Origin of the sequence: Mesorhizobium sp. B2-8-1 (assembly GCF_006440955.1) — a bacterium.
Classification (GTDB): Bacteria; Pseudomonadota; Alphaproteobacteria; order Rhizobiales; family Rhizobiaceae; genus Mesorhizobium.
The window spans coordinates 440314-466408 of sequence record NZ_VFTX01000003.1 but is presented as its reverse complement, the minus strand read 5'-3'; the positions used below and the strand labels follow the sequence as shown (position 1 = coordinate 466408).

The 26095-nt window shown below is 62.1% G+C and carries 28 protein-coding genes and 1 tRNA gene; 12 read left to right on the top strand and 17 right to left on the bottom strand.

Annotated features, from left to right (window positions below; all coding sequences use genetic code 11):
- Positions 1-9: 9 nt before the first annotated feature.
- From FJ428_RS10685 to FJ428_RS10675, 3 genes are all read right to left on the bottom strand, one after another.
- Positions 10-1095 carry an RES family NAD+ phosphorylase gene (locus FJ428_RS10685; protein ID WP_140879407.1) on the bottom strand — a complete coding sequence of 362 codons (1086 nt, stop codon included), beginning with the start codon at positions 1093-1095 and terminating at the stop codon, positions 10-12.
- Between the two features lie 65 nt (positions 1096-1160).
- The gene (locus FJ428_RS10680; RefSeq protein ID WP_140879406.1) at positions 1161-2093 is read right to left on the bottom strand and encodes a hypothetical protein; all 933 of its coding nucleotides are present in this window, start codon (positions 2091-2093) and stop codon (positions 1161-1163) included.
- Between the two features lie 848 nt (positions 2094-2941).
- Positions 2942-3163, bottom strand: coding sequence for a helix-turn-helix transcriptional regulator (locus FJ428_RS10675; RefSeq protein ID WP_140879405.1), 222 nt, complete (start codon positions 3161-3163; stop codon positions 2942-2944).
- Positions 3164-3457: 294 nt separating this feature from the next.
- On the opposite strand from FJ428_RS10675, the gene FJ428_RS10670 reads away from it, so the two are divergent.
- Positions 3458-3979, top strand: a complete 522-nt coding sequence (locus tag FJ428_RS10670) for a helix-turn-helix domain-containing protein (protein WP_140879404.1) — start codon at positions 3458-3460, stop codon at positions 3977-3979.
- Between the two features lie 52 nt (positions 3980-4031).
- On the opposite strand, the gene FJ428_RS10665 is transcribed toward FJ428_RS10670, so the two are convergent.
- The 3 genes from FJ428_RS10665 to FJ428_RS10655 form a co-directional block, all read right to left on the bottom strand.
- Complete coding sequence (locus FJ428_RS10665; RefSeq protein ID WP_224519129.1) at positions 4032-4475, bottom strand: hypothetical protein; 444 nt, start codon at positions 4473-4475, stop codon at positions 4032-4034.
- Positions 4476-4735: 260 nt separating this feature from the next.
- Positions 4736-6016: a hypothetical protein gene (locus tag FJ428_RS10660; protein ID WP_140879403.1), complete on the bottom strand. Its 1281-nt coding sequence runs from the start codon at positions 6014-6016 to the stop codon at positions 4736-4738.
- 302 nt (positions 6017-6318) lie between these two features.
- Positions 6319-6549, bottom strand: coding sequence for a hypothetical protein (locus tag FJ428_RS10655; RefSeq protein WP_140879402.1), 231 nt, complete (start codon positions 6547-6549; stop codon positions 6319-6321).
- A gap of 740 nt (positions 6550-7289) precedes the next feature.
- On the opposite strand from FJ428_RS10655, the gene FJ428_RS10650 reads away from it, so the two are divergent.
- Positions 7290-7718: a hypothetical protein gene (locus tag FJ428_RS10650; protein WP_140879401.1), complete on the top strand. Its 429-nt coding sequence runs from the start codon at positions 7290-7292 to the stop codon at positions 7716-7718.
- 129 nt (positions 7719-7847) lie between these two features.
- A complete protein-coding gene (locus FJ428_RS10645; RefSeq protein ID WP_140879400.1) occupies positions 7848-8051 on the top strand; it encodes a hypothetical protein in 204 nt (67 codons plus the stop codon).
- Between the two features lie 361 nt (positions 8052-8412).
- Here FJ428_RS10645 and FJ428_RS10640 read toward each other — a convergent pair.
- A tRNA-Gly gene (locus FJ428_RS10640) sits at positions 8413-8487 on the bottom strand.
- 216 nt (positions 8488-8703) lie between these two features.
- Between FJ428_RS10640 and FJ428_RS10635 the strand changes: the two genes are divergently transcribed.
- From FJ428_RS10635 to FJ428_RS10620, 4 genes are all read left to right on the top strand, one after another.
- Positions 8704-9201: a prolyl-tRNA synthetase associated domain-containing protein gene (locus FJ428_RS10635; RefSeq protein WP_140524511.1), complete on the top strand. Its 498-nt coding sequence runs from the start codon at positions 8704-8706 to the stop codon at positions 9199-9201.
- 78 nt (positions 9202-9279) lie between these two features.
- On the top strand, positions 9280-10272 hold the full coding sequence (gene trxA, locus FJ428_RS10630; RefSeq protein ID WP_140514077.1) for a thioredoxin: 993 nt from the start codon (positions 9280-9282) through the stop codon (positions 10270-10272).
- Between the two features lie 163 nt (positions 10273-10435).
- On the top strand, positions 10436-11107 hold the full coding sequence (locus FJ428_RS10625) for an LON peptidase substrate-binding domain-containing protein (protein ID WP_140514078.1): 672 nt from the start codon (positions 10436-10438) through the stop codon (positions 11105-11107).
- 19 nt (positions 11108-11126) lie between these two features.
- Positions 11127-11375: a Trm112 family protein gene (locus FJ428_RS10620; RefSeq protein ID WP_140879399.1), complete on the top strand. Its 249-nt coding sequence runs from the start codon at positions 11127-11129 to the stop codon at positions 11373-11375.
- 375 nt (positions 11376-11750) lie between these two features.
- Here the strand turns inward: FJ428_RS10620 and FJ428_RS10615 are convergent, their stop codons facing one another.
- Genes FJ428_RS10615 through FJ428_RS30645 form a run of 3 tightly spaced genes read right to left on the bottom strand, consistent with a single transcriptional unit; the run spans position 11751 to position 17528 of the window.
- Entirely contained in the window at positions 11751-15029 is a 3279-nt protein-coding gene (locus FJ428_RS10615) for an error-prone DNA polymerase (protein ID WP_140759103.1), read from the bottom strand.
- Entirely contained in the window at positions 15026-16501 is a 1476-nt protein-coding gene (locus FJ428_RS10610) for a DUF6504 family protein (protein ID WP_140628317.1), read from the bottom strand. Before FJ428_RS10610 ends, FJ428_RS10615 begins: the two co-directional genes overlap by 4 nt.
- Entirely contained in the window at positions 16443-17528 is a 1086-nt protein-coding gene (locus FJ428_RS30645) for a hypothetical protein (protein WP_140879398.1), read from the bottom strand. The genes FJ428_RS10610 and FJ428_RS30645 overlap by 59 nt, the downstream gene beginning before the upstream one ends.
- Before the next feature lie 250 nt (positions 17529-17778).
- Between FJ428_RS30645 and FJ428_RS10600 the strand changes: the two genes are divergently transcribed.
- Positions 17779-18201, top strand: a complete 423-nt coding sequence (locus FJ428_RS10600) for a metallopeptidase family protein (RefSeq protein ID WP_140554748.1) — start codon at positions 17779-17781, stop codon at positions 18199-18201.
- A gap of 19 nt (positions 18202-18220) precedes the next feature.
- Here the strand turns inward: FJ428_RS10600 and FJ428_RS10595 are convergent, their stop codons facing one another.
- Entirely contained in the window at positions 18221-18850 is a 630-nt protein-coding gene (locus FJ428_RS10595) for a TetR/AcrR family transcriptional regulator (RefSeq protein WP_140514082.1), read from the bottom strand.
- 170 nt (positions 18851-19020) lie between these two features.
- Between FJ428_RS10595 and FJ428_RS10590 the strand changes: the two genes are divergently transcribed.
- Positions 19021-19698 carry a hypothetical protein gene (locus FJ428_RS10590; protein WP_210240103.1) on the top strand — a complete coding sequence of 226 codons (678 nt, stop codon included), beginning with the start codon at positions 19021-19023 and terminating at the stop codon, positions 19696-19698.
- Here FJ428_RS10590 and FJ428_RS10585 read toward each other — a convergent pair.
- Positions 19685-19891, bottom strand: a complete 207-nt coding sequence (locus FJ428_RS10585; RefSeq protein ID WP_140493464.1) for a DUF1737 domain-containing protein — start codon at positions 19889-19891, stop codon at positions 19685-19687. The two genes, FJ428_RS10590 and FJ428_RS10585, sit on opposite strands and share 14 nt — an antisense overlap.
- 55 nt (positions 19892-19946) lie before the next feature.
- On the bottom strand, positions 19947-20843 hold the full coding sequence (locus tag FJ428_RS10580; RefSeq protein WP_181167266.1) for a CoA ester lyase: 897 nt from the start codon (positions 20841-20843) through the stop codon (positions 19947-19949).
- A 212-nt stretch (positions 20844-21055) separates the two neighbouring features.
- Between FJ428_RS10580 and FJ428_RS10570 the strand changes: the two genes are divergently transcribed.
- On the top strand, positions 21056-22222 hold the full coding sequence (locus FJ428_RS10570; RefSeq protein WP_140879395.1) for an FAD-binding oxidoreductase: 1167 nt from the start codon (positions 21056-21058) through the stop codon (positions 22220-22222).
- A gap of 60 nt (positions 22223-22282) precedes the next feature.
- Here FJ428_RS10570 and FJ428_RS10565 read toward each other — a convergent pair whose 3' ends face one another.
- The 4 genes from FJ428_RS10565 to FJ428_RS10550 form a co-directional block, all read right to left on the bottom strand.
- Positions 22283-22786 (bottom strand): SRPBCC domain-containing protein, encoded by a 504-nt coding sequence (locus FJ428_RS10565; RefSeq protein WP_140628332.1) that lies wholly within the window; start codon positions 22784-22786, stop codon positions 22283-22285.
- Positions 22787-22828: 42 nt separating this feature from the next.
- Positions 22829-23275 (bottom strand): SRPBCC family protein, encoded by a 447-nt coding sequence (locus FJ428_RS10560; protein ID WP_140628335.1) that lies wholly within the window; start codon positions 23273-23275, stop codon positions 22829-22831.
- Positions 23275-23586 (bottom strand): metalloregulator ArsR/SmtB family transcription factor, encoded by a 312-nt coding sequence (locus tag FJ428_RS10555; RefSeq protein WP_140514430.1) that lies wholly within the window; start codon positions 23584-23586, stop codon positions 23275-23277. The genes FJ428_RS10560 and FJ428_RS10555 overlap by 1 nt, the downstream gene beginning before the upstream one ends.
- 90 nt (positions 23587-23676) lie before the next feature.
- The gene (locus FJ428_RS10550) at positions 23677-24096 is read right to left on the bottom strand and encodes a GNAT family N-acetyltransferase (protein WP_140524498.1); all 420 of its coding nucleotides are present in this window, start codon (positions 24094-24096) and stop codon (positions 23677-23679) included.
- Positions 24097-24249: 153 nt separating this feature from the next.
- Between FJ428_RS10550 and leuD the strand changes: the two genes are divergently transcribed.
- Both leuD and FJ428_RS10540 read left to right on the top strand, forming a co-directional pair.
- Complete coding sequence (gene leuD, locus FJ428_RS10545; protein ID WP_140491959.1) at positions 24250-24855, top strand: 3-isopropylmalate dehydratase small subunit; 606 nt, start codon at positions 24250-24252, stop codon at positions 24853-24855.
- A 69-nt stretch (positions 24856-24924) separates the two neighbouring features.
- Positions 24925-25848 carry a hypothetical protein gene (locus FJ428_RS10540; protein ID WP_140879394.1) on the top strand — a complete coding sequence of 308 codons (924 nt, stop codon included), beginning with the start codon at positions 24925-24927 and terminating at the stop codon, positions 25846-25848.
- The last annotated feature ends 247 nt before the right edge of the window (positions 25849-26095 follow it).

Here is a 26095-nt window from a genome sequence, read left to right as displayed (position 1 = left end):
TTCCGGTCTTCAGTAGCGTTCCGGGACAGCGAGCCCAAGCGACTGTTCTACGCCGGCCAGGGAGACGATCTCCTCGATGCGAAGAGGAGGAACGAGGATCACGATGTTGGTCCCGTCGATGTTCTTGGTCGACGCATACCGGATCGCTCCATAGCCGGCCGCACGGGCGCAGTCGGCGACGAACCGGGAGAAGACATACTGCTTCTTCAGCCAGCCCTCCCCGCTTCGGGGTGCGGCCAGAAGTGCGGAGCTCGCCAGCGGCGCCATCAGCTCGTACCCCGGAGCTTCCTCGTCGATGTCGACGAGATCGAGAAGAACGAGCGGACGGGACGTCACCAACTCCGCTATCAGACAGGGCTCTCCGGGTGCGCCGATTTCAGCGCCGGCGACCTCGGGCGAACTCGCCAGATAGAGCATCGGCGTGCCGGCATGGTTGAAGCGTCCTTCGCCGACTAGCCGGGTCGGCGGCGGTGCGTAGGCCTGGAGATCGCCGGCGTCCTGACCTGAAGAAGATATGCTCGCCGCCGTACGTGCACGGAACAGCGGCGTGCCGGCAGCCAATGTACCGGCACTCTCGACGGAACTCCGGATGTGCGCCAGTACGCGGCGGGCAAATTCTTGCTCAAGCAGCAGGAAAGGCGTTTCGTCCCCGATCGTTAGCAGCTGGTCGATCTGGCTTTCTATCTCCGCCACGTTGCTGAAGGTGTGCTCGTAGATCCAGATGTTGCCCGCCACGTATTCACCGCACCTTTCGCATCGAACAAAATGGCGCAGAGTCGAGATCTCCGCCGGACTCCAGGTACCGGGCAGGCGGGTGTTGTCGACCGCGTAGAACACGCTCATGGACTGTGTCTGGAACTCCATTCTGCGAAACGGCACGTCCGGCCAATGGTCCCTGAAGTCGTCGAAGCAGGCGTCGCAGCAGCAGATGCTCGATGCAAAATCCGAGTCTATCTCGTCCGAGAACGCATCGTTAAAGCTATCGATATCGGAATCGGTGACGGTCAGGTACGGGCCGACGGCATGCTCGGGCCTCAAAGACTCGTGCTCCGCTGCGTCGTCAGTGATCCACCGAAGCCCGACGCTGTTCAACATGTTCTTTTCGCTCCGTGCACGCCCTGCACCGACATGTGTGCTCGTCGGGGACCGGCCTCCTAAGGCTAGGGTATCAAGCGCCAGTCATCTATGCCGAAGTGATCGTTCACGATAGCAGTCAGGGCTGCCTCGAACACCGTTTCATCCTCCAGCAGTGAAACGAGGCCGCGTGCTTCATCAGGCCGGCCAGCGCCCAGCAGCGCCAGAGCACCGCGCACCATGGGCACTGACCGCTCCGGCTTTCTAACTTTGCCCTCAAAACGGGTAGCGCCGTTAACGACCAGATCAAACCAGATGCTGCTCGCCCCCTGGTCTACGCTCGGGGAGAGGCTCCTCGACAATCCTTCGGGCAGAATGCGCAGAGCAGGATCCACCGCATGATTTCCGCTGGCGAGCAGGAAGGCGAGCATCCGTCCTCCAGTGATGAAATGAGAGTTATTCCGCTCTGAGCAGCCGGGTCCGTACAGCCTGCATCCGTCACGCTTGTGCTGAACCCCCTTGAAGTCGATGCACTCAGAGAGATCCAAATCTCGGTCCACCATGAACTCGGATGTATCGCGGGAATTCCAGTACCAAGTTCCGTTTCTTACTCGAAGTGGTCCTCGATCGACCGATGGATCGTATGGGGTCAGGAACTTGAGCGAGCTCAGATCCTTGTCCGTGATCAGGATCCTGTAGGCAGGGTTGCCGTAGCGCATGGCTTCAACCCAATAGAAGCGCTTTCCCGCAATCAGCGGCAGCCATGGGAAAGTGAATTGAACAGAGCCGTAGATCGAACCGTACGTCCATTGGTTCGCCGAGAGCCAAACGACCACGTTCCGGGTCTGCTTCATCCGACTTTCGTCATAGACGATCCCTGCGCGGATGCTGCCATGTTCGAGAATGGCTCTTGCTGCGGGAGCGTGAACCACGTGGTGTACTTCCATTAGCTCGGACACGTTGTCCGCTCGCTCGCCATCCTTCGGGATTGCAATCCTATATTCGTCCCATTCAGGCATGGCCGGGCTTCCTCCATCGAAAGCGTGACCCGTACGAAGGTGCGGGTCGTGGCATCTTACAGGTCGTTAACCTATAGCACGTACGACCGCCATCTCGGCGGGCCATCGCGGCGCTGAACGGATCCTGGGAGGTGCTTAGATGGAGCGTGCCGCTGACCAGACTTCAGGTCCAACGTCGCTTTATGTCTTACAGACGCCGCTGAAATTCGCTTGCCGCCCCTTACCTAAGTTCGCGCACGTCTGATGGCCGCTTTCGGTCATTGTCCACAAATGGCTCAACGACCGAAATGCGGTCGGAATCCGCCGTTAGCTGACGGCCAAGTCAACGGCAGCTTTCTGATCTATGCCGCCAAAGCGGTCAGTCCGCGTACGGCCCCATTTCAGACCGCAGAGTCATTAAAACCATAGGCCAGCCTCCACCAACCCGCAGGAAGCTGCTGATCTGATGGGAAGATCTGGCTGATTTCGACGCCATTCGTCAACGCGAGTAAGCAAGTCATTCGAGAGTCGCAACTCGCTCGTGGCCGGCTCTCGAAAGTCGACGTCAATGAGATGTCGCTAGTCATTCGAGGCCTCGCGTGCCGGCCCTGCCGACCGGCTGGACGAAATCGGTTGCAAGTAGGCCTCGAACTTCTGGCCACGGGCAACTGAAATCATAAACCAGAATCAGCCAGGACAATGTTGGCACGGCAAGCTCATTGGAGAGCCAGGTGGCGGCGGCACATTGCTACCATGCGTCGCCAGATCGACGGTCAGGACACAAGCCATCTCAAGGCCGGGGAACTGACTACGAGCGCTTTCGCAAAGCGCGTCTCACAAGAAGCGAATCGGTTTGCTATTGCAGCTATCTAAGTCTCATCAACGTCGGGTTCGACAAGTTGAACATGGCTCACATGTATTGCCTGAGCCAACTCATAGAGCGTGATGACCGTCGGGTTGCGACGACCGCGTTCCAAACCGCTTAGATATTGCTGGCTGAACCCTGAACGCGCCTCCACCTCTTCCTGGGTCAGGCCCTTCTCCCGACGCAAGCGACCGAAGTTTCGGCCCACGAGTTTGCGCATGTCCATGTGCGCAGACTTGGCAACTTACACACTTTGAGTTTATCAACTATAATATGTATCTGCGTTTGTGGCGGTGGCGATCGTCTCGCAGATGAGACGAGGATCTCTGGGCTGCAAGACCCTACTGGCGATTGGTGCCGCCAAAACGGCATCAAACTCTATGACCATTCGGGTAATCCGGATTACCCGAAACCAAAGGCCACAGAGCCGACTAGGAAGGTTTTGCACTCCCCGATCATTTGAAGGTTTGGTGGGTTCGCAAAAGCGTACCGCGACAAACTCTCCAGTTTGGAGTGATAGATGCAGCATCAGAAGACTTTTCCGGAGTCGAAGCGCACCAGATTCGAGGTGTGGGCAAGGGCCGGAGCGGAGAGCGCGCCTCATCCCGCCGATCAGCATGTCGGCAGGCAGATCGCGATCGTTCGCGTCCAGTCGGATGTCTCGCAGGCACAGCTTGCCCGATCCATCGGTATCAGCTTCCAGCAGCTCCAGAAGTATGAGAACGCGAGGAATCGCGTGAGTGCTTCCATGCTCTATGAGATCGGCAGGTCCTTGGACGTTCCCGTCAGTCGCTTCTTCGAAGGCCTGCCTGGGAATGAGACCAGCCGTGAAGCTTCGCCACTGCCTGTCGACGAGCGCATCGACTTCATTGCAAGCGCGGAAGGCCGGCGCCTGATCGAGGGGCTGATGCATCTTCCTCCACGAGTGCGTGGTCGCATGGCATCTGTTATTGCAGCATTGGGCGAGGAATTAGCGGAACCCGACGCCTATAGGGATACCAAGGCGACCGAACCCATGCCCGCCAGCTGGAAGACCATTTGAAAGGCGGTTGCTGCGGTTTCGTAGCAACCTGGGAGTATCGTAAGCAGGTAAATCAAAGCGCGGCGGTTCCCATGCCCCAGCTTCGCACCGGCCATCTATTGCCTCCCTCCTTTTCCTCTACCGTGAAGTGAAACTCCCTGAATCGTCTCGCTTCGAAGCGTGGCAGCATGTCCGAAAATTGCGCCCTGGTGACTTCAAGAGAGAGGCTCAGCGACGCCAGCTGATCGGATTCAAAAAGTGCGCCCGCGTCAGGATGTTCCGTCTTCATGGGAGTGGGGGCCATGATCATGACGACGCCAGGCCATCTGAATGCTGCGTTCGGCATGATGAGCGACGCGGCCAGGATGACATAGCTGAACTCGACTGATTGGCGTGGTGGTCCGGGCTGCACGGACTGGCCAAAATTGATGTTGGCTGAGCCGACGATTTCACCGCGCCATTCGCCTGCAACAAGCGGCGGCAGTTGAAGACGGTTTGCCCTTTTTCGAACTGTCATTCCCTAGGTTTTGCGTCATGAAGCCGGCAACTTCAACAACCGCAGCCTTAAGCCTACACTGGCCGACCGCGCTAGTCCGGTCCGTGGGAATCTGATCAAACCGGATGGATAAAGGCCAAGTTGAAGCTATCTGAAAAATGATTGACGAATAGGGATTCGGGCATTGCAGGGACCGCGACTTGATACGTAGCCGCGCCGAGATTTCTATAGAAAGTTCGGGTATCAGTGACAGGCGGTCTGCATGGGCGCTTTTCCGCAGCCTAATTCAATTTAGAAGGCACGACGATTGTATAAAGGGGAGATTGCCGCACCTCAATCTTGTCAGACCCGCTCTTCTCGTCGATGATAGGGTCATTGGGTTCGGATGGCGCCCACGTTCTAAACTCCTTTGCATGAGCCGCGCTGAGGAGCCGAAACCTCTCAATAGACTCTCTGATGAGCCAACTCGGCGAGACACAGTCAAAGCCGATCCTCGCAAGCAGATATTCGGAGAATTGCATCTTCTCTTCCGGGCCGAACGTTACGGTGAGGGGGTAACTGCCACCATTAATGTCGAAAACGGCTTCGAACCCCAAATCTTTGGCTATGCTTTCGAGATATTTCGTCCCCACCAAGACAATGATGTAGACGTCGCCGCGCAAAAATGCCCACAGGTGATCTCTGTCATTGATTGTCAGCGTGAAAGGGTAATAAGGAGCCCAGGTCCTATCCCGCCGTTCCGCGTTCATCATGTACATCAATGGCGCTTCCAGTTTGACGGCGGCCAATGCCTCATCCACTTTAGCGTCTCTGGTTCGCAGCACGATGTAATGAAGGCCAGGCTCTGGAAGACACGTCCCGATCCCATGCTCTAACGCGTCGGCGATGCAAGTGTTGAGCTCCGCCGCATAGTCCCATTCCGGAATCGTTTGGCTCTCCCTGGTCACCGCCATCCCGCGCAGACGGCTAGATCGATCCGTTTCATAAAATTCGCGTAGGATTTCGAGGTTCTTCCTCTGCTTTCTGCCCCTGCGGTCCAAGCCTTTCGAAGACTTCACTTCGACTAGGTAGGGGTCGCTTTCACCCATCATACAGATATCGCCGTGGCGGATCGTATTTGTTAGGTCGCAGAGCATCGTCGGTACGTTGTGCTCTAGAGCGGAAAACATCACCGCAAGCTCGTTGGGCAAGCCTTCCTTGCCGAACAAAAATCCAGCCTCGTTTTTTGGCTTAAAATACTCGGTGCTATAAAAGGTGTGCTTCAGGGCATATTTATCGAGGTAGATGAAAGCGATTGCGTCGCCAAAACACTTCCAAATGAAGATGGTATCTCGGAGGGCTTCAATGCGCTTGGTGCTTGCTTTCGCCCGAGCAGCGGATTTGTTCATCACGAGGGGCTTCAACGCCACCTTCAGCGAACGGATTTGTTTTTCTGCACGCATAACCTCTTGCAGGAGCAAGATTTGCAACTCTTTAAGAACGGCGAGGTTCGACTGATCGCCGCGCAGCTTTTGGAGCAGGCTATGCGCCTGAATAAAGGGTCGTTTGCGATATCCGAGCATACCTGACTACCGCACCATTCTCTTGCCTCTAGGCGAAGCGGGAATGCCTCTCGGGAAGTGGGTACTCGGCGGTCCCATCCCCAACATCGCGCCCGTCTTGCCTCTTGCCAAATTCCTGATCCATTGTCTTCTGAATCCTCACGGTGACCACGTTGTCTGACGTATAAATACGAAGATGGCGGCCGAGTTCACCCTCGAGCTGTTAGCGGGTAGGTGGTACATAGGATACCCCGCAAGACGAATAACATTCATTTTCAGTGTGTTGGTTCGAGCCGGCGGAAACGTTCTCATCCTCGGATATGCTAATCTTCTCCGCGCATGGCCTCGTCGAAGGCCCTTTCTAGCTCGATGAGCTCCGTTCGCATCGCGGCCTGGAGCTTCAGTGTGGGCTCGACCATCGAAGCCAGAACATCAGGTACCCTGAGACCTGCTCTGGCAACTTTTGAGAGCAGCGCGTCCCCGCGCTTCAAAGCCTTCTGGGTCTGCCTGATCGCCAGGAGCATCTCTTCGACGTTCAGCGTAGAGTTTTCCACAAGGGCACTCCTTCCGGGGTGTTTTAGGCCTAGGTTCACTAATTGCATTGTCGCAATACCGTCGCTGCCATTAAAACGACCCTGCCGACCCGTATCCAAACGATCTCGAAAGCAAAGCCCTATGGCTCTTAGAGTGCTGCGCCTAATGCTGCTTTCAAGTGTTTCGAGCCAAGTGCCCGAAAAAGAGCTGTTCATTAGAAAGATCGGCATTGGATACGGGTACCGATACGCCGTTTCCCCACGCGGGCGTGGGGCCGGTGTCGAGCAACTTGTCGAGGTACTTGACCAAGTGGCTACGCGGAAGGCCGACATGCCTCATACAGCCGCGTGGGCTCTAGATCCGGACAGAAGCGAGGACCTTCACCTTGAGCTGGGTCACGATCTGTCAGGAGCGAGTGCCGGCCCGCTAGACCAGAGTTCGTTCTGATCATACCTGATTGGCCAAGGTAGATGGTGATGGGCAAGACAAGACCAGGGCGATGCGCTTTGTGTGGCGAGTTCGGCTTGATGACCAGGGAGCATGTTATTCCAAGCGGTCTCTATCCTCCCTCCAAATCAGCAAGCCGGGTTCAGAGGATCATCATCCTGGCATGCGCTTCCTGCAACAATGGGACGTCTGACGATGACGCGCATTTTCGTAACGTGGTGACGATCGCCGGCGACGCTAACCCGCCGATGCAGGAACTGTGGGACGGAAAGATCGGTCGAAGCCGCAGGAAGTTGACGGTAGAAGGCGTGCGATGGATCTGATTGCCCAAATGCGGCCGGTCATGCACGAAGATCAGGAACGCTACATGATCTACCCTGGCAAGGATCCCAGGGTGGTGCAAACCTTGCGCAAGGTCCTCAGGGGCCTCAGCCATCATCACGGCATTCGATCCGCAGTGAGGGACGGTGAGGTCTTCGTCGACGTTTTGAAAGTGCCGGTACCCCTGGACGTGATTGACCGGATGATCTCGGCCTACGCAGAGCCTGACATCCTCGATTACAGGTACGCTGTTGTTGACGATACGCCGGGAATCGAGTCGGCTTGGTCTCTGCGATTTTATGAGCGCACGGTGTTTGTCGGTATCATCTTTGCCAGCGCCCAGGCTAGAGAGCGATTCGAAGCGGGGGACCTGGGGCGTGTCGGAACCGATATTACGTGTCCTGTCGCCCAGAATCGTTAGATTATAACAACTTTGCGTTCAGGACGGACTGCGGTATCAGCGTGACAGGGAAGGATTGATTTTTTAGCGCTTTGTGGTACTATTAGTTGTGCTTGATGCACAGGTCGGCACTAAATGGAGCATAACGATATGCGTGAGCCGGGTTTGGATGGTCGCCACCGTGACCGCGACGGAAAGATAAGCGAGAAGCACGGTAATACCAGGGTCGACACTCTACGAGAGACATATGGCGAGAAATTTGCGGAAGGCATTCGTGGTGATGCGAAACTCTCCACTGTACTGCAGCGCGAGGGCGTCAGTTCACTGAGCCAACTTCTCAAAAAGAATAAATGACTACCGTTTCTGGCGGCCCAAACAGGCGATAGCAAGATCCTGCATTGAATCAGGCTGCATAAGAATCTCGTTCTCGGTGCGACACCCACTTAGATCATTGTGGTTGCCTTTCCTGCAATTGTAGCGATTTCCCCTGCTACCAATGGAAAGGGGTAACCGCCTCGTCGGGTGAACGCCAACCAAGCCAACATCACCCACGCCTCAGGCGCGAGGTGGTCGAACCATTCCGAAGCACGATTTTGCGACCGAGATTTCGAGTCTCTTTGCTTACAATGAGCTTACATTGTCGGTTTGCAAGGCCATGTAAGCAAAAGGCGCCCCGAAGGGCGCCTCTTAATTGCTTGATTCCCCTGAAGGAAATTGGAGCGGGTGAAGCGATTCGAACGCTCGACCCCAACCTTGGCAAGGTTGTGCTCTACCCCTGAGCTACACCCGCTCGCGCGGCTTTGGGCCGCAAGCCGGGCCTATATGGCTGAAGAGCGCGGCGATTGCAACAGGGAAATCGCAGGCTTTTTTCAATGCGCCGGACGAGGCCGGCGGGCCGCCGGCGGGAGGCGGAAGGATTCGGCGCCGCGTCGCGCGGCGGTCTTGTCTCGACCATGTCATTGGCCGTAAACGGCATGGCTGGAAACCAGCCGAAGACGAGAACCCCATGCCCAGGACCGAAGCCGAGCTCTTTGCCTTTCTTGCCGAACTCGGCATCGCCGTTTCGACGAAACGCCATCCGCCGCTCTATACGGTCGCCGATTCGCAGGCGCTGCGCGGCGAAATCGCCGGCGGCCACACCAAGAACCTGTTCCTGAAGGACAAGAAGGACGCCTTCTTCCTGGTCACGGTCGGCGAGGATGCTGTCGTCGACCTGAAGCAGATCCATCATGTGATCGGCGCCGCCGGCCGCGTTTCCTTCGGCAAGCCGGAGATGCTGATGGAGCTTCTGGGCGTCGCCCCGGGCGCAGTCACGGTGTTTGGCCTGATCAACGACACGCAGCACAGGGTCAGGGTCGTGCTCGACGAGGCGCTGATGCGGCATGCGGTGATCAACGCGCATCCGCTGACCAATGAGGCGACGACGTCGATCGCATCGGGCGACCTCGTCAGATTCGTCGAGGCAACCGGGCACGATGCTGCTATCTTGAAAGTCTCGGCATGATCGCCACATGGATGGCGAAACCGGTTTCCAACCAAGGACAGTGCGCCGATCCGCTGGCGCCACCGAAAGGGCGACGACATGAGTGACAACAATCCGTTTGGCGGCTCCTTTGGCAACAGCGGCGGCCAGTATGCCACGACGGTGCAGTATGGCGGCGGCGCGGAACCGCAGAAACCTGCGGCCGGCGCCGCCCCCGCCGGCGACGTCATCAAGGATACGACCACCGCGGCCTTTGCCGCCGATGTCATCCAGGAATCGCGCCGCCAGCCGGTGCTGGTGGATTTCTGGGCGCCGTGGTGCGGGCCGTGCAAGCAGCTGACGCCGCAACTGGAAAAGGCGGTCCGCGCCGCCGGCGGCAAGGTCAAGCTGGTCAAGATGAACATCGACGACCATCCCTCGATCGCCGGCCAGCTCGGCATCCAGTCCATTCCCGCGGTCATCGCCTTCAAGGACGGCCAGCCGGTCGATGGCTTCATGGGCGCCATCCCCGAGAGCCAGATCACCCAGTTCATCGACAAGGTCGGCGGCAAGGGCAATGGTGCGGCTGATGTAACCGAGGCGCTGGCGGCGGCGGCCGAGGCGCGCGCTGCCGGCGACGTGCAGACGGCGGCCGACATCTATGACGCCGTGCTCGAGCAGGCGCCGGAGACGATCGAGGCGATAGCGGGGCTAGGCGAATTGCTGTTCGAGGCCGGTGATACCGAAGGCGCCGAGGCGATGCTGGCGCGGGCGCCGCAGGCCAAGGCCGATGCGCCGCCGCTGGCCGCGCTGCGCGCCAGGATGACCTTGGCCGCGCAAGCGTCCGAACTCGGCAACCCGGCGGAGTTCGAGCGCCGGCTGGCTGAGAATCCCGGCGACCATCAGGCCCGCTTCGATCTGGCCATGGTCCAGAACGCCAGGGGCGAGCGCGATGCGGCCGCCGACAATCTCCTGGCCATCATCAAGGCTGACCGCGGCTGGAACGAGGACGGCGCCAAGGCGCAATTGCTGCGCTTCTTCGAGGCCTGGGGCATGACGGACGAGGCGACGCTTGCCGCGCGGCGCAAATTGTCGTCGCTGCTGTTTTCCTGAGCCGGCGCGTCCGAATGGTCGCGCGGGGCTTGCACCTGGCGCCGGCCGCGCCAGATAGGACGAATCCGGCCCGCCTTTCCCTCGGGAAGCCAACAACCCCGGGCAGCGACAGGCGGATCGCGGCATGGAGGCGCTTCCCAGGCGAAGCGATCGGAGGAACGAGGTGCAAGCGGGAAACGCTCACTACCGGCTCGCCAGGGATCTGCCGTCGACCATCCCGGTCTTTCCGCTCGAGGGCGCGCTTCTGCTGCCAGGCGGCCGCATGCCGCTCAACATCTTCGAGCCGCGCTACCTGCAGATGGTCGACGAGGCGATCGCCGGCTCCCGGCTGATCGGCGTCATCCAGCCCAGCCTCGACGGCGCCTTGCGCGACGATGGCGAGCCGGAACTCTGCAATGTCGGCTGCGCCGGCCGCATCATAGCGCTTTCCGAGACCGGCGACGGCCGCTACCTGATTTCACTGCAGGGCGTGTGCCGGTTCCGTGTCACCCATGAACTGACGGTCAAGACGCCGTTCCGCCAGGGCAAGATCGCCCCCTTTCTCGCCGATCTCGACGACGACCAGGCAGCCGCCGAGGTCGACCGGCCGGCGCTGCTGCGGGCGTTCCGCTCCTATCTGCAGGCTAACGACCTGGAGGCCGACTGGGAAAGCGTCAGCCGGGCCGAAAACGCCATGCTGGTCAACGCGCTGTCGATGATGGCGCCCTATGGACCGGCCGAGAAGCAGGCGCTGCTCGAAGCGGCCGATCTCAAGACCCGCGCCGAAACGCTGATCGCCATCACCGAAATGGCGCTGGCGCGCGAGAACGAGGATTTTGGCTCGAGCCTGCAGTAGAATGTTGAGAGAGGACACGATGGCGGTGGATGGGCGTGACGGAAAGAGAGCGAATGTCGACCCCAGGATGCTGGAGCTGCTGGCTTGCCCGCTGACCAAGGGCCCGCTGGCCTGGGATCCCGAGCGCGGCGAACTGATCTCGCGGGTCGCCAAGCTCGCCTATCCCGTGCGCGACGGCATCCCGATCATGCTGCCTTCGGAGGCACGGAGCATCTCGGCGGAAGACGTGCTGCCGCCACGGCTGGGCGGGCCGGCCGGCTCGACGTGAAAATTATCAAGGTCGGCATTCTACGGCGTCCCCCGCTGCCCTGCCGGGCATCTCCCCCTCAAGGGGGGAGATCGAATGTCATCTCCGCCTTCGCCAATCTCCATTGTTGCAGGCGGAGCGTTGAAACTGCCAATCTCCCCCTTGTGGGGGCGAGGAGTGGTCCATGAAGTGGACGCAAAGCCAATTGCTTGGCTTTGCGAACGAGGAGCGCCCGAAGCGACAGCGAAGGGCCGGGTCCGGCAGGCCAGAGGGGGGCTCGCCCGCCAGCGTCAAGTTTCGCACCGCTGCGGTGCGGAGACGTCGCGGCATGAATCCTCGCGCCGCGTCGCTTCGCTCCTTGCTCCGCCCGTGGATGATGAAGGCACTGGAATGTGCCTACTGAAAATTGCGCCCCCTGGGCATGACCTTTTCCGCCTTGTCCGACAGCCTTGCGATGTCCTGCCCGGCCGGCACGGCTGGCGCTGCCTCTTCCAGCAGCACCGTCAGCCAGGGCGTCAGATCCTCGATCTTCTCGGCGACGATGTGGACGACATCCGATTCCGACTGCAATTTGCCGGTGACCTTGACGAAGCGCGCGCCCATGACGATGGGCCGGAAGCGGTCGAAGGTCCGCTGCCAGAAGATGACGTTGGCGACGGCCTCGTCATCCTCCAGCGTCAGGAAGACCGCATTGCCTTTGCCGGGGCGCTGCCGCACCAGAACGAGCCCGGCGACCGAGACGCGCCGTCCGTCCCGCACCGAGCACAGCCTGGCATTGGGCGTCACGCCGGCCCGGTCGAGCCGTTCGCGCAGGAAGGCGACCGGGTGCGCCTTCAAGGACAGGCCGAGCGAGCGGTAATCGTGGATGACATGCTCGCCGAGCGGCATTTTCGGCAGCTTCGTCTCCGGCTCCAGCTCGCGTAGCCGCAGCGCCGGCTGGTCGAAAAGCGGCAGCTTTTCGGCGGCACTCTTGCCGTCGAGGGCGCGCACCGCCCAAAGTGCGGCGCGGCGGTCGAGGCCGAGCGAGCGGAAGGCATCGGCCTGCGCCAGTCTTTCGATCTCGGCGACATCGAGGCCGGAGCGCAGCCAGACATCCCGGACGGATATGTAGCCTGAACCGCGTCGCTCGACGAAGGCGTCCATGCGCTCCTTGGAAAGTCCCTTGATCTGCCTGAAGCCGAGCCGCACCGCGTGCTGCGTCGCGATGACGCCGCGCATGTCGGCATGGCGCGGCAGGATGCGGGCCGGGTCGAAAGCCGCCTGTTCCAGCGTGCAGTCCCAGACCGAGAAATTGACGTCGACCTCGCGGATGTCGACGCCATGGTCGCGCGCATCACGAACAAGCTGGGCCGGCTGGTAAAATCCCATCGGCTGTGAATTCAGGATCGCGGCGCAGAACACGTCGGGATAGAAGGTCTTGAACCAGCAGGAGGCATAGACCAGCAGCGCGAAGGAGGCGGCATGGCTTTCGGGAAAGCCGTATTCGCCAAAACCCTCGATCTGCTTGAAACAGCGTTCGGCGAAATCCCGGGTGTAGCCCTTGCCGACCATGCCGTCGATCATGCGCCGGCGGTAATTGCCGATCGTGCCGGTGCGCTTGAAGGTGGCCATGGCGCGGCGCAACTCGTCGGCCTCGCCAGGCTTGAAGCCACCGGCCACGATGGCGATGTTCATCGCCTGTTCCTGGAACAGAGGAACGCCCAGCGTCTTGTGGAGGATCGCCTCCAGCTCCGGTTTCTGATACTCGGGCTGCTCCTTGCCTTGCCGGCGGCGCAGATAGGGGTGGACCATGTCGCCCTGGATCGGGCCGGGCCGCACGATCGCCACCTCGATGACAAGGTCATAGAATTCTTTTGGCTTGAGACGCGGCAGCATCGACATCTGCGCGCGCGATTCGATCTGGAAGACGCCGATCGTGTCGGCGCGACCGATCATCTTATAGACCGGCTTCGCCTCTTCCGGCAGGGTGGCAAGGACATAGGGCTGCCCGTAAGGGTCTCGCGCCTGCGGATAATGGTCCGTCAGCAGAGTGAAGGCGCGTTTGAGACAAGTCAGCATGCCGAGCGCCAGCACGTCGACCTTGAGGATCTTGACCGCGTCGAGATCGTCCTTGTCCCATTCGACCATCTTGCGTTCCTCCATCGCCGTCTTGACGATGGGCACGATCTCGTCGAGCCGGTCCCTGGTGATGACGAAGCCGCCGACATGCTGGGAGAGGTGACGGGGAAAGCCCATGATCTCGTTGGCACGCTCCATCACGTGCCGCGATATGGGGTCGGCGCGATCGAGGCCGCCGGCCCGGGCTTCCTTCTCGCCGAGCTCCGAGGTCGACCAGCCCCAGATCGAGCCGGAGAGCGATGCCCTGACATCCTCGGACAGGCCCATCGCCTTCGACACTTCGCGCAGCGCCGAGCGGCCGCGATAGCTGATGACGGCGGCGGCCAGCGCGGTGCGCTTGGAGCTGTATTTCTCGTAGATATATTGGATGACCGTCTCGCGCTTTTCATGCTCGAAATCGACGTCGATGTCGGGCGGCTCGTTCCTCTCCTCGGAAATGAAGCGTTCGAACAGCGTGTCGATTCGCTCCGGCCCGACCTCGGTGATGCCGAGGCAGAAGCAGACGACCGAATTGGCGGCCGAACCGCGCCCCTGGCAGAGAATATCCTGGCTGCGGGCGAATTTGACGATGTCGTGGACGGTCAGGAAATAACGGGCATAGTTCAGGCGCTCAATAAGGGCGAGCTCTTCCTCGATGCGCCTCGTCACCGATTGCGGCACGCCCGAGGGATAGCGCCTGGCCGCCCCCTCCCGCGCCAACCTTTCCAGCTCCGCCTGCGGGCCGAGCCCTGATTGCGTCGGCTCGTCGGGGTAATTGTACTGAAGGTCGCTGAGCGAGAAGGTCAGCTCCTGCGCGAAGCGCAGCGTTTCGGCCAGTGCCTCCGGGTGCCTGCGGAACAGGCGCGCCATCTCCAGCGGCGGCTTCAGATGGCGCTCGGCATTCGCCGTGAGTTCCAGCCCGACCTCCGAAACGGGAATGTTGAGGCGAATCGCGGTCAGCACGTCCTGCAGCGGGCGCCGCTCGGCCGTGTGGTAGAGGACGTCGTTGGTCGCCATCAAGGGCAGGCCGGCCAGCTCCGCCATCGCCGCCGCCTGCTCGATCCTGAAGCGGTCGTTTCCCGCATAATCGGGCGAAACGCCAAGCCGCAGGTTTTTACCGAAACGGTCCTTGAGCTCGCCAAGCAGGGCTAGTGTGCCCTCGGCCCCCGCCGCCAGGTCGGGCAGGACCGACAGCGACATCAGATCCCCCCATTCGAGAAGGTCGTCGCGCCGCAGAAGGGTCGCGCCCTTTTCGTTCTCCTCGCGCAGATTGGCTTGCGTGAGCATGCGGCACAGATGCCCCCAGCCCTTGCGGTTCTGCGGATAGGCGAGAATATCAGGCGTGTCGTCGCAAAAAACCAGCCGGCTGCCGGGGTGGTAGGCAAGCGTCTCGACCTTAGCCTGCTGCCAGGCGCGCACCACACCCGCCACCGTGTTGCGGTCGGCGAGCCCGATCGCGGAGAACCCCATGAGCTTGGCCGCGACCACCAGCTCCTCCGGCTTGGAGGCGCCGCGCAGGAACGAGAAATTCGACTGGATGCCGAATTCCGCATAGGGAATGGCGGTCAGCGCGTTCATGCGAAGACCCCGTGCAGGAACCAGCGCGGCGGGATTTCAGAGCCGCCATAGAGACCTTGCCGGTAGAGCCAGTAGCGGCGGCCGTCGGCATCCTCGATGCGGAAATAGTCGCGTGTCGACGCCGCTTCGTCGCTCGAAAATTCACGCCACCATTCCGGCGCGATGCGTTCAGGGCCTTCGGCGCGGGCGACCCTGTAGAGCGCACGCCGCCAGCGGAAATTCAGCGGCGGTCCCTCGGGCATTTCGGTGGCCGGCACCTCAATCGGCTCGGGCGAGCGGAAAAGCCGGATCGGCCGCTCCGGCGGGAAGATGGTCATCGGCGCCTGCATCCTGTCCGGTTTCTTCGGCGGCGTGATGCGGCGCGGGGTTTCCGTGAAGGGGATGGTGGCGACGGCACGCTCGGGCAGATGGCTTTCCACGGCGACCGGCTTGAGAACCGCGCCCTCGCCGAGCCGGGCGCGGATGCGGTCGGCGAACAGCGCGATATCGGCGCCGTCGTCGGTCGTTTCGCCTGTCAGGTCGGCCTGCGGCATGTCGAAGGCCGCCGCCGCCAGCACCGAAAGCCGCACCAGGTCGAAGCCATAGCCGGCATCGATATGCTGCTCGAGGGCGGCCAGCCGCTCATGGAACAATTTCTGGATCAGCCGGGGTTCGCGCATCGGTCGCGACGTGCCGAGCGCGATGCGGCTGACGGCGCCGTCGACGCGGAACAAGAGCAGCGCCAGGCTTCTCGCGCCTTCGCCGCGCCGCTCAAGGTCGATCTTCAGGGTCGTCGCCAGCATGCCCACCAGCCGTTCTATGTCCTCTGTCAGCGTGACGGGCTCGGCCAAATGGCGTTCGACCGAAAGCGGCGCGACGGGCAGGCGCGGCGACACCGCCTCGTCGAGACGGCCGAGCGCCTGGTCGAGGCGCAAGAGCAGGGAGGCACCGAAGCGGCGGGCGAGCGGCGCGCGCGGCGCGGCCATCACCGCGCCCGCCGTGCGCAGGCCAACACTTTCCAGGCTGGCGCGGGTTTCCGGCGCGATGCGTAGCGCCGCCAGCGGCAAGGGCCCCAGGAGCGCTTCCTCCTCGCCGCCGGCAACGATGCGGTCGCCGCAGAACCGCGCCGCCGCCCAGGCGGCGCCGGGTGTCGCGGCAAGGCCGGCACGGACGTCGAAGCCCTGATGGAAGAAGCGCGACAGGATCTCGTCCAGCATGGCGCGTTCGCCGCCGAAAAGATGGGTGCAGCCGGTGACGTCGAGGAACAGGCCGTCGGTCCCGTCGAGCGCCACCAGCGGGGTATAGCGGTCGCACCAGTCCGCAAGGCCTTCGAGCAGGCGCCGGTCGGCTTCGGCATCGGCCTCCATTATGTCGATCGACGGATGCATGGCGCGCGCATCGGCGATGCCCATGCCGGGCTTCAGATGCAGCGCCTCAGCCCGCTCGTCGAGGGCTAAGATGCGCTGCGCGTTGCTGTCGCGATGGCTGATCACCAGCGGCCGGTGATCCGATGGCCGGGAACGCCAGGACCGCCCCAGGCGCTGCCGCAGGATCCGTTCGGCCGCGAGATAGGGAAACCACAGGGACAGGATTCTTTGCTCGTTCTTCCCCAATCCGTCTTTCATCGAATATGCGTTCATCGGGGTTCCACTCCAATATGAATTGTCCTGGCAGGGCCGTGCGGCTCTTGCCGATGCTGATGGTGAAGGCGGGGCGGCCGATCGAGCCGGCAAGCGGCCCGGCGACCGTGTCGCGCGGCCCTGCCGGCGCCGGCGAGACGATGAGGCGGACGGGCGCCGCCGTCGGTTCGGGTTCGGCCGCCTGCCGCAGCAGGAAGACCGGCCGGCCGGCGCTCTGCGCGCGGGCGTGCAGCCGGCGCGTCGCGGTCAGGTCCAGCCGCTGCGGATTGCCGCGGACTTCAAGGATGACGGCGGCGAGCGCCGTCATGCGGGCCGCCTCCTCGGCGACCCACAGCGCATCGGCGAGCCTTGGCGCCTCGGAAAACAGCAATTGCTCCGGCTCGATGCCGAAGGCGGCGTGAAGGCCCCGGGCATAGGGAAAGCCCGCCTCGCGAAAAACCTCCTGGGTGCCGATCCACAGCACCGGCAATCGCGGCCCTTGCTTGAGAACCAGGCTGGGCTTGAGAATCAGGCTGGGCTTGAGGATCAGGCTGGCGAGCGACAGGGCGAAGCCGGCGACGGCTCCGGCATCGCGGGTCTCGACGCCATGGATTTCGCTCAAGGCCGCTTTCGGCAGGCCGCCGCTCAAATCGCTGCCCAAAGGACCGCCCCAATCGCCACTGAGGGCGGCATCGAGCCGGCCGATGCCGGTGCGCAGGAAAGCATCCGGCTTGGCCACGGCGATGCCGCGCCGGACCACGGTGCGGTCCGCGGCGGCCATGCCGGCGTCGGAAACCGCGCCGGCCGGCGCCTGCAGGCGCTCGGGCAGCGTTCCCTCGATCTTCGCGATCTGGCGGCGCAGGGCAAAAACAGTCTCCCGCGCCACGGCGCTCATCGCCATGACGGTCAGTGTCCACTCACAATTGTTCCTGTTATGTTCTTATAGATTCCAGAGGCGACCCGAAGAGTCAAGCAGACTCATGGGGGAATTTATTCCTCTCCGATAAGAGGGCCAACATGGGTCGGACAGCCGACCGCCCCTCAAGCCATGCGAAACGGCTCCCGGTGCCGTAAGCAATCCTGGGGTTGGCCGCCGCGTCATTTGCCGATTGTGGCCCAAAAGCCTATATGCCGGGATCAAAGGACAAAGCATGGCCCGCATCTACAAGACCCGCGTTTGGCACGACCAGCTTTCGCCGTCGATGGACGAGATCGAGTTCCTGGCGCTGGAGGCATACGCCCATCTGCCCGAGGATTTTCGCAAGCTGACCGGCGAGATCGTCATCCAGATCGCCGAATTCCCGACCGACGAGATCATGGACGACCTGTCGCTGGAAACGCCCTTCGACCTGCTCGGCCTGTTCGAGGGACGCGGCATCGCCGAGCGCTGGAACCCGCAGACCGGCGAAGGCCCGAACCGCATCACGCTCTATCGCCGCGCCATCCTCGACTACTGGGCCGAGAACGAGGAGACTTTGGGCGACATCGTCACCCATGTGCTGATCCACGAGATCGGCCACCATTTCGGCCTCTCGGACGACGATATGGAGAAGATCGAAGAGGCAGCCGAGTGACCGGTTCTACGTCAGGCCGTCATTTCACAATGAGTGTGACGAAATGTTTTAATACGTTCTGCACAGTCTGCTCCCCGGTATGTCCTGCCACTGCCCATTGCGCAAAATGTCCATCAATGTACATGCGTGCGAGCCCGTAGACGAGCGCCCTCGCGGCTATCTGGGTCTCTGCCATGTCGTCCGACCGGAGCATGTTTCGCCGCTGTGCTTCTGCCATTGACGCTTCCATCAGCGAACGCACCGCTTCATTATCGTGACGCAGCGACTCCGAAGCATCCCAATCAATAAGATTGCGTGTCGAGATGATCTGGAAGTGGGTGGGGTTTCGAATTGCCCAGCGCAAATAGGCGATTCCAACAGCGGCAAAGCGTTCGATCGGATCGTCCGTCGCAACCTTCTCGACCGCATTCGTGATCTCCGAGCGGAATCGGCTCATTGCCTGCTCCGCGACAGCCGTCATCAACGCGGTCTTGTTGCTGAAGTGACGGAATGGCGCGCCGGGGGAAACCCCGGCACGTTTTGCGGCTTCGCGCACGCTCACATTGTCGGGGCCGCCTTCCTCGACCAGTTGAACCGCGGCATCGATCAGGACCTCCCGCAAATTGCCATGGTGGTAACCAGTGCGATGAGGCGCCTTGGCTTTTGCCATCTCTTTCCCTTCGTTCCGTGGAGCAGCTCCCCGCCTCTGTAGCATGATTCCGCGATTTATGTAATCGCCGTTTACAATCCCGGCCAGAGGATGTAAGCAGTGATTACTGATGGGATCGGAACAGGCCTACGGTCTTCGCGGCTCCCGAACTCCCAGCTGAGGAGACGAACATGCTCGCCAGAACAGCCCCACCCCGCCCGCAATCGGTCATTTCGCATCAGAGTCCAGCCGAAGAACTTCAGCAGGAGAATTTCGCGATTGTTCGGTCGAGCGCGACTGTGCCCAGCCTCACGCTTTATCGGCTTGCCGCCGTCGCCGGGATGGGAAGCGCGCTTATTCTTCTGGTCAACGCGGCTAAACGCAGCTTGCTCATCGCGACCACTGATCTGACGCAACTTCTCGCGCCCGTCGCCGAGATATTGGCGCTTGGCCTCGTCGTGGGCCTGTTTCTTGCGTTTGGCCGGCGCGCGGGGCTGTTCGGCACTATCGCGTTTGTCATCAACTTCGTTGCGTTGGCAAGTTTGGTAGGCGTGGAAGCAGTGATCAATCTGGTATTTTCGAAGCTTCCGCTCACCACCATCGTCGAGCTGCGAGCCGGACCGCTCGGTCTGGCTCTGGTCGCCAGTTCGGTTCTTTTTCTGGTTGGAACGCTCGCGTTTGTAATCTCTCTCGCCGTTGCAAGAGGCGTGCCGCGCATTCCTCTCGCTCTTTATCTCATTGGCGCGGTGCCGATCGCGCTTCGTGCGTTCGTTCCGGAGCTGGCTCTTGACCTGGGCTTGGCGATGCTTGCGGCATCGATCGCCTGGCTGGCGGCGTGGCTGTGGATGCGAGGGGCTACCAATCGCTGAGCTTGGTGTCCGGCCCGTATTCCTGGCCCTCGACATCCTTCACCACGGCCTGGCCGCAGCGCATGGTCTTGGTCTTTTTGTCGTAGGCGTAGGTGGGCGAGCCGAACAGGTGCCAGCCCTTGTTCAGCGCCGCCGTCACCTTGTGACAGAAGCTGGCGTCGTCCGGAGCGGTGAGAAAGCGGTAGAGTTTCATCATTCAATTCCTGTCGTCAGTCCATCGCCCGCGATCGGCAATCCAACACGGCACATCATGCGCCGACGGCCGCCGCCTTCGCCAGCAGTTTTTCGGCCTGCGCAAGGTGCAGCCGTTCGACCATCCTTCCCTCCAGCGCAATCACGTTCTTGCCGGCATTTTCCGGAAGCGCAAAGGCCTGCTTCACCGCGCGGGCCTTGGCCACCGCCTCCGCCGATGGCGCAAAGGCACGGTTCGCCGCCTCGATCTGGGCGGGATGGATGAGCGTCTTGCCGTCGAAGCCCATGGCGGCCGCTTCCGTGCATTCGCGGCTGAAAGCATCGAGCGCGCGAAAATCGTTGAAGACGCCGTCGACGATATCGAGATCGCCGGCACGCGCCGCCAGCACCATCTGCATCAGCCACGGCAGGAGATAACGCCGGTCCGACGTCGCCATAATGCCGGTGTCCTTGGTCAGGTCATTCGTTCCGGCAACGAAACAATTAAGCCGCGAGGCAGGATCGCGGCCAAGTTCGGCGATGGCGCCGACATTGAGCACAGCCTTCGGCGTCTCGATCATCGCCCATAGTTTCACGCTGTCGGGGGCGGAATTGTCGTCGAGCACGTCACCCGCCTCGAGCACGTCGCGGGGCGTGTCGACCTTGGCCAGCAGGATGCCGTCCGGCTCCGCCTTGGCCGCCGCCAGCAGGTCGGCGCCGCCCCATTCGCTCGAGAGCGCATTGATGCGCACCACCATCTCGCAGCGCCAGCCACTATGGTTGGTATCAGGACGATTGCTGAAGATGCCGGCCAGTTTTTCGCGCGCCGCGACCTTCTCGGCCGGGGCGACGGCATCCTCCAGGTCGATGATGACGGTATCGCAGGCAAGCTGCGCCATCTTGGCCAGCGCCTTGTCGTTCGAGGCGGGAACATAGAGCACCGAGCGGCGCGGGCGGTAGAGATCGGTCGTCATGCCAGATCTATGCCGCCTGCCGCGGGTTGAGGCAAGGGAACAGGCGGCATCGCGCGGTGCTCTACCGGGGGGACCGCATGGGCTCGGCATCGTGCTGGCCCTCCTGAAAGCGCATGATGGCACGATCAGGCCGGTTGACTCCGAGCGCGGCACGCGCTTCGAGATTGTTTTGCCGGTCGCGTAAGGACGCCGGCAGCGGATCGGAGAAAAAAGTGCGCTACGACATCGTCATCATCGGCGGAGCCATCGTCGGCTCCTCGATTGCCTATTATCTGCGCGAGGAGGGCTTTTCCGGCTCGATCGCGCTGATCGAGCGCGACCCGCAATTTTCCCACGCGGCGACAACGCTATCCATGGCCTCGATCCGTCAGCAATTCTCCATTCCGGAAAATATCCGCCTGTCGCAATTCACGCTGAAACTGTTCCGCCGGCTGAAGGAAGAATTCGGCGCCGACGCCGACATCGGTTTTCGCGAGGGCGGCTATCTCATTCTCGCCGGCGAGGCCGGGCTGCCGATCCTCAGGGCCAACCACGAGGCACAGCTTGCCGAAGGCGCCGACATTTTGCTGGAGGACGCCGAACAACTCGTGCGCCGTTTCCCTTGGCTGTCGGCCGAGGGCATCACCGCCGGCGCCTATGGCCGCAGCGGCGAGGGCTGGTTCGACGCGCATGCGATGCTGATGCTGTTCCGCAAGGCGTTGCGTGAGAAGAAGATCGACTTCATCAATGCTTCGGTCACCGGCATCGAGCGGCAGGGTGACCGCGTTACCGGCGTCAGCCTCGACAATGGCGAACGGCTCGAGGCCGGCATCCTCATCAATGCCGCAGGGCCGAACGCCGGCAAGGTCGCCGCACTCGCCGGGCTGGCGCTGCCGGTCGAGCCGCGCAAGCGCAACGTCTTCGTCTTCGAGGCGCGCGAGAAATATGCCGACATGCCGCTGCTGGTCGACCCGTCCGGCATCTATGTCAGGCCGGAAGGCTCGGTCTATCTCACCGGCGGCGCCGAGCCGGAGGAGGGCGACGGCCCGGCCGATCCCGCCGATTTCGACGTCGACTGGCCGCTGTTCGAAGAGGTGATCTGGCCGGTGCTGGCGACCCGCATCCCGGCCTTCGAGGCGATCAAGCCGACGCGCGCCTGGGCCGGTCATTACGACTACAACACGCTCGACCAGAACGCGGTGATCGGCCCACATCCCGAAGTCGGCAATTTCCTCTTCGCCAACGGCTTTTCCGGCCACGGCCTGCAGCAGGCGCCCGCCGTGGGCAAGGCGCTGGCCGAGCTGATCGTCCATGGTGGCTACCGCACGATCGATTGCTCCCCCTTTGGCTACGAACGCGTTGCCGAAGGGCGGGCGTTCCGCGAGTTGAATGTGATTTGAGCCGAGTCAAGGTCCCTCTTTGACGCTGACATCAAAAGGGTCTGCACCGCCACCAGTCGGCTAAGCCGCCACTCGGCTTCCCGCACCCAAATACGCCTGTAGCCAGCCCAGCACGCGTCCCCAGCCCTCGGCATGTTCGGCCGCCGCTTCGGCCAGCCCGGCGAAGCCGCCATGGCAGATGGTGAGGCGCGTGCCCGCGGCGGTTGGTTCCAGCAGCCAGGCGACCGTCGTTTGCCGGCGGCCAAGCGTCGGATGGTCCCAGGCATAGAGCCTTGTCTGCACGATCCGCCGCGGCACCTCGATATCGAGGAATTCCCCGTTGGCCGGCAGCTCCCTGCCGTCGGCTTCACGGACCGTGACGGCCCATCGGCCGCCGGCGCGAAGGTCTGCCGACCATTTCACCATCCGGTAGGTGTCGGCGGACCCCCACCATTGTTCGACCTCGTCGGAGATCAGCGCGCGGAAGACGCGCTCTGCCGGCGCGTCGATCTCGGCCTGGGCCATAACGGTCTCGCCATTGGTCATGCTCTGCACGGCTGAAGTTGGCACTGGAACATGCATCATGGATGCCTCCGGATGATTGTTTCGGCTCGGAACCGATGATTTTCAGCCTTTCGACGCCGGCCGAGACAGGCCCTGCCCGGTTTCGAGCAGGCTTTTCAGGCTCGACAGGACGAGCGGCCAGCCCTTGCCGACATGCTCCAGCAGCTTGTGCGGGCCGTCGGCCGCATGGGTGACGGCAAGCTTCACCATGTCGCCCTCCTGCTCGATGACGAAGGTGCAGGTGGTGTAGCCATCGGCCTTCACGTCCGGCATGAACTCGTTGCGCCATTTGATCACCAGGCGCCTTGGCGGATCGATCTCGAGGATCTCGCCGCTGTCGGTCACCCGGCCGTCGGCATAGACCATCTTCCACGCGGAGCCCTTTCTCCAGTCGCTCTGCATGCGGGCGCCGAGAAAATATTGCTCGTGGAATTCCGGTTCGGTCAGCGCCTGCCAAAGCTTGTCGGGCGTGGTGCGGATGTAGGTCACATAAACGAAGGCGTTGCTCATCAGTCTTCCCTTTCGAGGCGTCTCTTCAGATCGCCGAGGGCGGAGAGCCGCCCCCGCTCGAATTTGCCGATCCAGCGCTCGGCGATCTCGTTGATCGGAACCGGGTTGAGGTAGTGCTCCTTCTCGCGCCCCTTGCGGATTGTGGTGACAAGGTTCGCCTCCTCGAGGATCGCCAGGTGCTTGGTCACCGCCTGGCGGGTCATATCCATCTCAGCGCACAGCCCGTTCAGCGTCTGCCCGTTCCTGTCATGAAGGCTGTCCAGCAATTGCCGGCGGGTCGGGTCGGCCAAAGCGCGAAAGACGGCGTCCATGCTCATGGCTCTAATATGCAACCATTTGGTTGCATGTCAAGGCGACATGTCATGCCAACGGCTGCTGGATCCGGCCACAGGAGAAAAATGTCAGCGCGTGCGGGAGAACCAGAAGGCGTCGGCCATGCGCATCATGCCGATGCGTTCGTAGAAGCCGGCGGCGTCGGGCACGGAAACCAGGCTGATGGCGACGGACGGGCCGAGCTGCCGCCGCGCCTCGTCCATCAGTCCCTTGCCGATGCCGAGCCCCTGCGCCGATCCGGAAACGGCGAGATCGGAGATGTAGCAGACCCAGGAGAAGTCCGTCACGGCCCTGATGACGCCGACCAGCGGCTTGCCTTCGGTATCCAGCCGCGCGGTCAGCACCAGATTGGCGCCCGACAGCATCGCCCGCAGCCTGTCGGCATCATCGACGGGACGGATCTCGCCAAGGCCGGAGTCCACCAGCACGCGGCGGAATTCGGCGACATTGAGCGCGGGTTCGCGGGCATAGAGAATTTTTTCAGCCATCACATCCAGACTGCACCATCGGGCCGCGAATTCGAAGCCGTTTGTGCGGCACCCGTGCCGACGCGCGCGAACACCTGCCTTTTATTTGTCGCCGGCTTTGTGTAAACCGGGCGCCAGCAATCCCCCGCAATGCCAGGAAGACGGGCAAAGACCATGGAAAAATTCACCAAGCTCACCGGCGTCGCCGCGCCCATGCCGATCGTCAACGTCGACACCGACATGATCATCCCCAAGGATTATCTCAAGACGATCAAGCGCACCGGGCTCGGCAGCGGCCTGTTCGCCGAGATGCGCTACAAGGACGACGGTTCGGAGAATCCGGATTTCGTGCTCAACAAGCCGGCCTACCGCAAGGCGCAGATCCTCGTCGCCGGCGACAATTTCGGCTGCGGCTCCTCGCGCGAGCACGCGCCGTGGGCGCTGCTCGATTTCGGCATACGCTGCGTCATCTCGACCTCCTTCGCCGACATCTTCTACAACAACTGCTTCAAGAACGGCGTGCTGCCCATAACCGTCAGCCCCGAGGATCTCGACAAGCTGATGGACGACGCTTCGCGCGGCTCCAACGCCACTCTGTCGATCGACCTCGAGGCCAAGGAGATCCGCGGGCCCGACGGCGGCGTGGTCAAGTTCGACCTCGATGACTTCAAGCGTCATTGCCTGCTGAACGGCCTCGACGATATCGGCCTGACGATGGAGAAGGCCGGCGCCATCGCTTCGTTCGAGAAGAAGAACGCCGAGCTGCGCCCCTGGGCCTGAACGGCGCGGCTGACGACATCGGCCCGGCCGTCGCTGGCCGGGCTTGCGGCGGCTGAAGGAGGAACAGTCATGACACGCCCGCTTCTTGCCAGCGCCTGCGCCCTGGCCATGACCGTGGCGACGATGGCCGGCGCGCATGCGCAGGCCGAGACGCCAGAGGCGCAGCCACCGGCGGCAAGCGAGACGCCGGCCACGGATCAGGGAGCCGCCGACGTTTCCGACGACGACAAACAGGCGCCGGTGCCGTTCGAGGGCGGCCAGTTCACCATCACCCAGCAGGAACAGTATGGCGAGAAGGTGCTTGCCTATGACGGCAAGCAGCTGGCCGGCAATTACGACGTCTTCTTCGACAAGATCGTCGAGGTCGGCGGCGTCAAGGTGGCGCTGTTCGACGTCGGCGACGGCGGCAACCAGTGCGGGCCGGCGACGGTGATCGTCTGGAAACCGGAAGGCGCGGAGATCCAGAGCACCACCGTCGAGCAGGACGAGTGCGGCGCGCCGCCCACGGCCGTCTCCGACAGCGCCATCTATTTCGTGCCTTATCTCCTGCCCGGCGATTCGAAACCGGCATTGCAGTGGTCGCCGACATCGGGGCTGACGATCGCGGGCAATCTGACCTACATGCCCGAACCCGGCACCGACTGGAAGGACATCGATCCGTCGAAATACGACAACATCATCGACGCCTTCCACAATGAGGCCGTCTACAAGGCGGCCGAGGCGCTGCTCGGCAAGGACATGCCCGACATGGCGACCAGCCTGCTGGTCGGCGGCGGCACTGAAAAGACCGCGTCCGGCGCCTTCTACGCCAGCGGTTGCGTGCCGCACGATTGCGGCGGCAATGACGGCTTCATGGCGGTCGACCCGGCCCAGCACAAGCTCTATTTCGCCCGCCGCGGCGACAATGGCGAGCCGGACGCCATGCCCCCGGTGAAGACCTGGCCGGCGGACGTGAAGGCAGCGCTCGACAAGGCGATGAGCGCGGCGAATTAGAGCAATTCCGGGAAACGGTTTTCAGTCCGGAATTGCGCACCGGTGGCGGGCTAGCACCCCCCTCTGTCCTGCCGGACATCTCCCCCTCAAGGGGGGAGATTGACAGTTTCGGCGCCCCGCTCACTTGGCTACGTTGGGAAATTGGCGAAGGCAGAGGTGACGGCCGATCTCCCCCCTTGAGGGGGAGATGCCCGGTAGGGCAGAGGGGGGCAGTGCCCCGCCAACATCACCAGTTTTTGCTGTCGCG

Bases quoted from the DNA above. Each gene is read 5' to 3' on its own strand.
- FJ428_RS10685 (WP_140879407.1), bottom strand. From the start codon at position 1,095: ATGTTGAACAGCGTCGGGCTTCGGTGGATCACTGACGACGCAGCGGAG.
- FJ428_RS10680 (WP_140879406.1), bottom strand. From the start codon at position 2,093: ATGCCTGAATGGGACGAATATAGGATTGCAATCCCGAAGGATGGCGAG.
- FJ428_RS10675 (WP_140879405.1), bottom strand. From the start codon at position 3,163: ATGGACATGCGCAAACTCGTGGGCCGAAACTTCGGTCGCTTGCGTCGG.
- FJ428_RS10670 (WP_140879404.1), top strand. From the start codon at position 3,458: ATGCAGCATCAGAAGACTTTTCCGGAGTCGAAGCGCACCAGATTCGAG.
- FJ428_RS10665 (WP_224519129.1), bottom strand. From the start codon at position 4,475: ATGACAGTTCGAAAAAGGGCAAACCGTCTTCAACTGCCGCCGCTTGTT.
- FJ428_RS10660 (WP_140879403.1), bottom strand. From the start codon at position 6,016: ATGCTCGGATATCGCAAACGACCCTTTATTCAGGCGCATAGCCTGCTC.
- FJ428_RS10650 (WP_140879401.1), top strand. From the start codon at position 7,290: ATGGATCTGATTGCCCAAATGCGGCCGGTCATGCACGAAGATCAGGAA.
- FJ428_RS10645 (WP_140879400.1), top strand. From the start codon at position 7,848: ATGCGTGAGCCGGGTTTGGATGGTCGCCACCGTGACCGCGACGGAAAG.
- FJ428_RS10635 (WP_140524511.1), top strand. From the start codon at position 8,704: ATGCCCAGGACCGAAGCCGAGCTCTTTGCCTTTCTTGCCGAACTCGGC.
- trxA (WP_140514077.1), top strand. From the start codon at position 9,280: ATGAGTGACAACAATCCGTTTGGCGGCTCCTTTGGCAACAGCGGCGGC.
- FJ428_RS10620 (WP_140879399.1), top strand. From the start codon at position 11,127: ATGGCGGTGGATGGGCGTGACGGAAAGAGAGCGAATGTCGACCCCAGG.
- FJ428_RS10615 (WP_140759103.1), bottom strand. From the start codon at position 15,029: ATGAACGCGCTGACCGCCATTCCCTATGCGGAATTCGGCATCCAGTCG.
- FJ428_RS30645 (WP_140879398.1), bottom strand. From the start codon at position 17,528: ATGGCGATGAGCGCCGTGGCGCGGGAGACTGTTTTTGCCCTGCGCCGC.
- FJ428_RS10600 (WP_140554748.1), top strand. From the start codon at position 17,779: ATGGCCCGCATCTACAAGACCCGCGTTTGGCACGACCAGCTTTCGCCG.
- FJ428_RS10595 (WP_140514082.1), bottom strand. From the start codon at position 18,850: ATGGCAAAAGCCAAGGCGCCTCATCGCACTGGTTACCACCATGGCAAT.
- FJ428_RS10590 (WP_210240103.1), top strand. From the start codon at position 19,021: ATGCTCGCCAGAACAGCCCCACCCCGCCCGCAATCGGTCATTTCGCAT.
- FJ428_RS10585 (WP_140493464.1), bottom strand. From the start codon at position 19,891: ATGAAACTCTACCGCTTTCTCACCGCTCCGGACGACGCCAGCTTCTGT.
- FJ428_RS10580 (WP_181167266.1), bottom strand. From the start codon at position 20,843: ATGACGACCGATCTCTACCGCCCGCGCCGCTCGGTGCTCTATGTTCCC.
- FJ428_RS10565 (WP_140628332.1), bottom strand. From the start codon at position 22,786: ATGATGCATGTTCCAGTGCCAACTTCAGCCGTGCAGAGCATGACCAAT.
- FJ428_RS10560 (WP_140628335.1), bottom strand. From the start codon at position 23,275: ATGAGCAACGCCTTCGTTTATGTGACCTACATCCGCACCACGCCCGAC.
- FJ428_RS10555 (WP_140514430.1), bottom strand. From the start codon at position 23,586: ATGGACGCCGTCTTTCGCGCTTTGGCCGACCCGACCCGCCGGCAATTG.
- FJ428_RS10550 (WP_140524498.1), bottom strand. From the start codon at position 24,096: ATGGCTGAAAAAATTCTCTATGCCCGCGAACCCGCGCTCAATGTCGCC.
- leuD (WP_140491959.1), top strand. From the start codon at position 24,250: ATGGAAAAATTCACCAAGCTCACCGGCGTCGCCGCGCCCATGCCGATC.
- FJ428_RS10540 (WP_140879394.1), top strand. From the start codon at position 24,925: ATGACACGCCCGCTTCTTGCCAGCGCCTGCGCCCTGGCCATGACCGTG.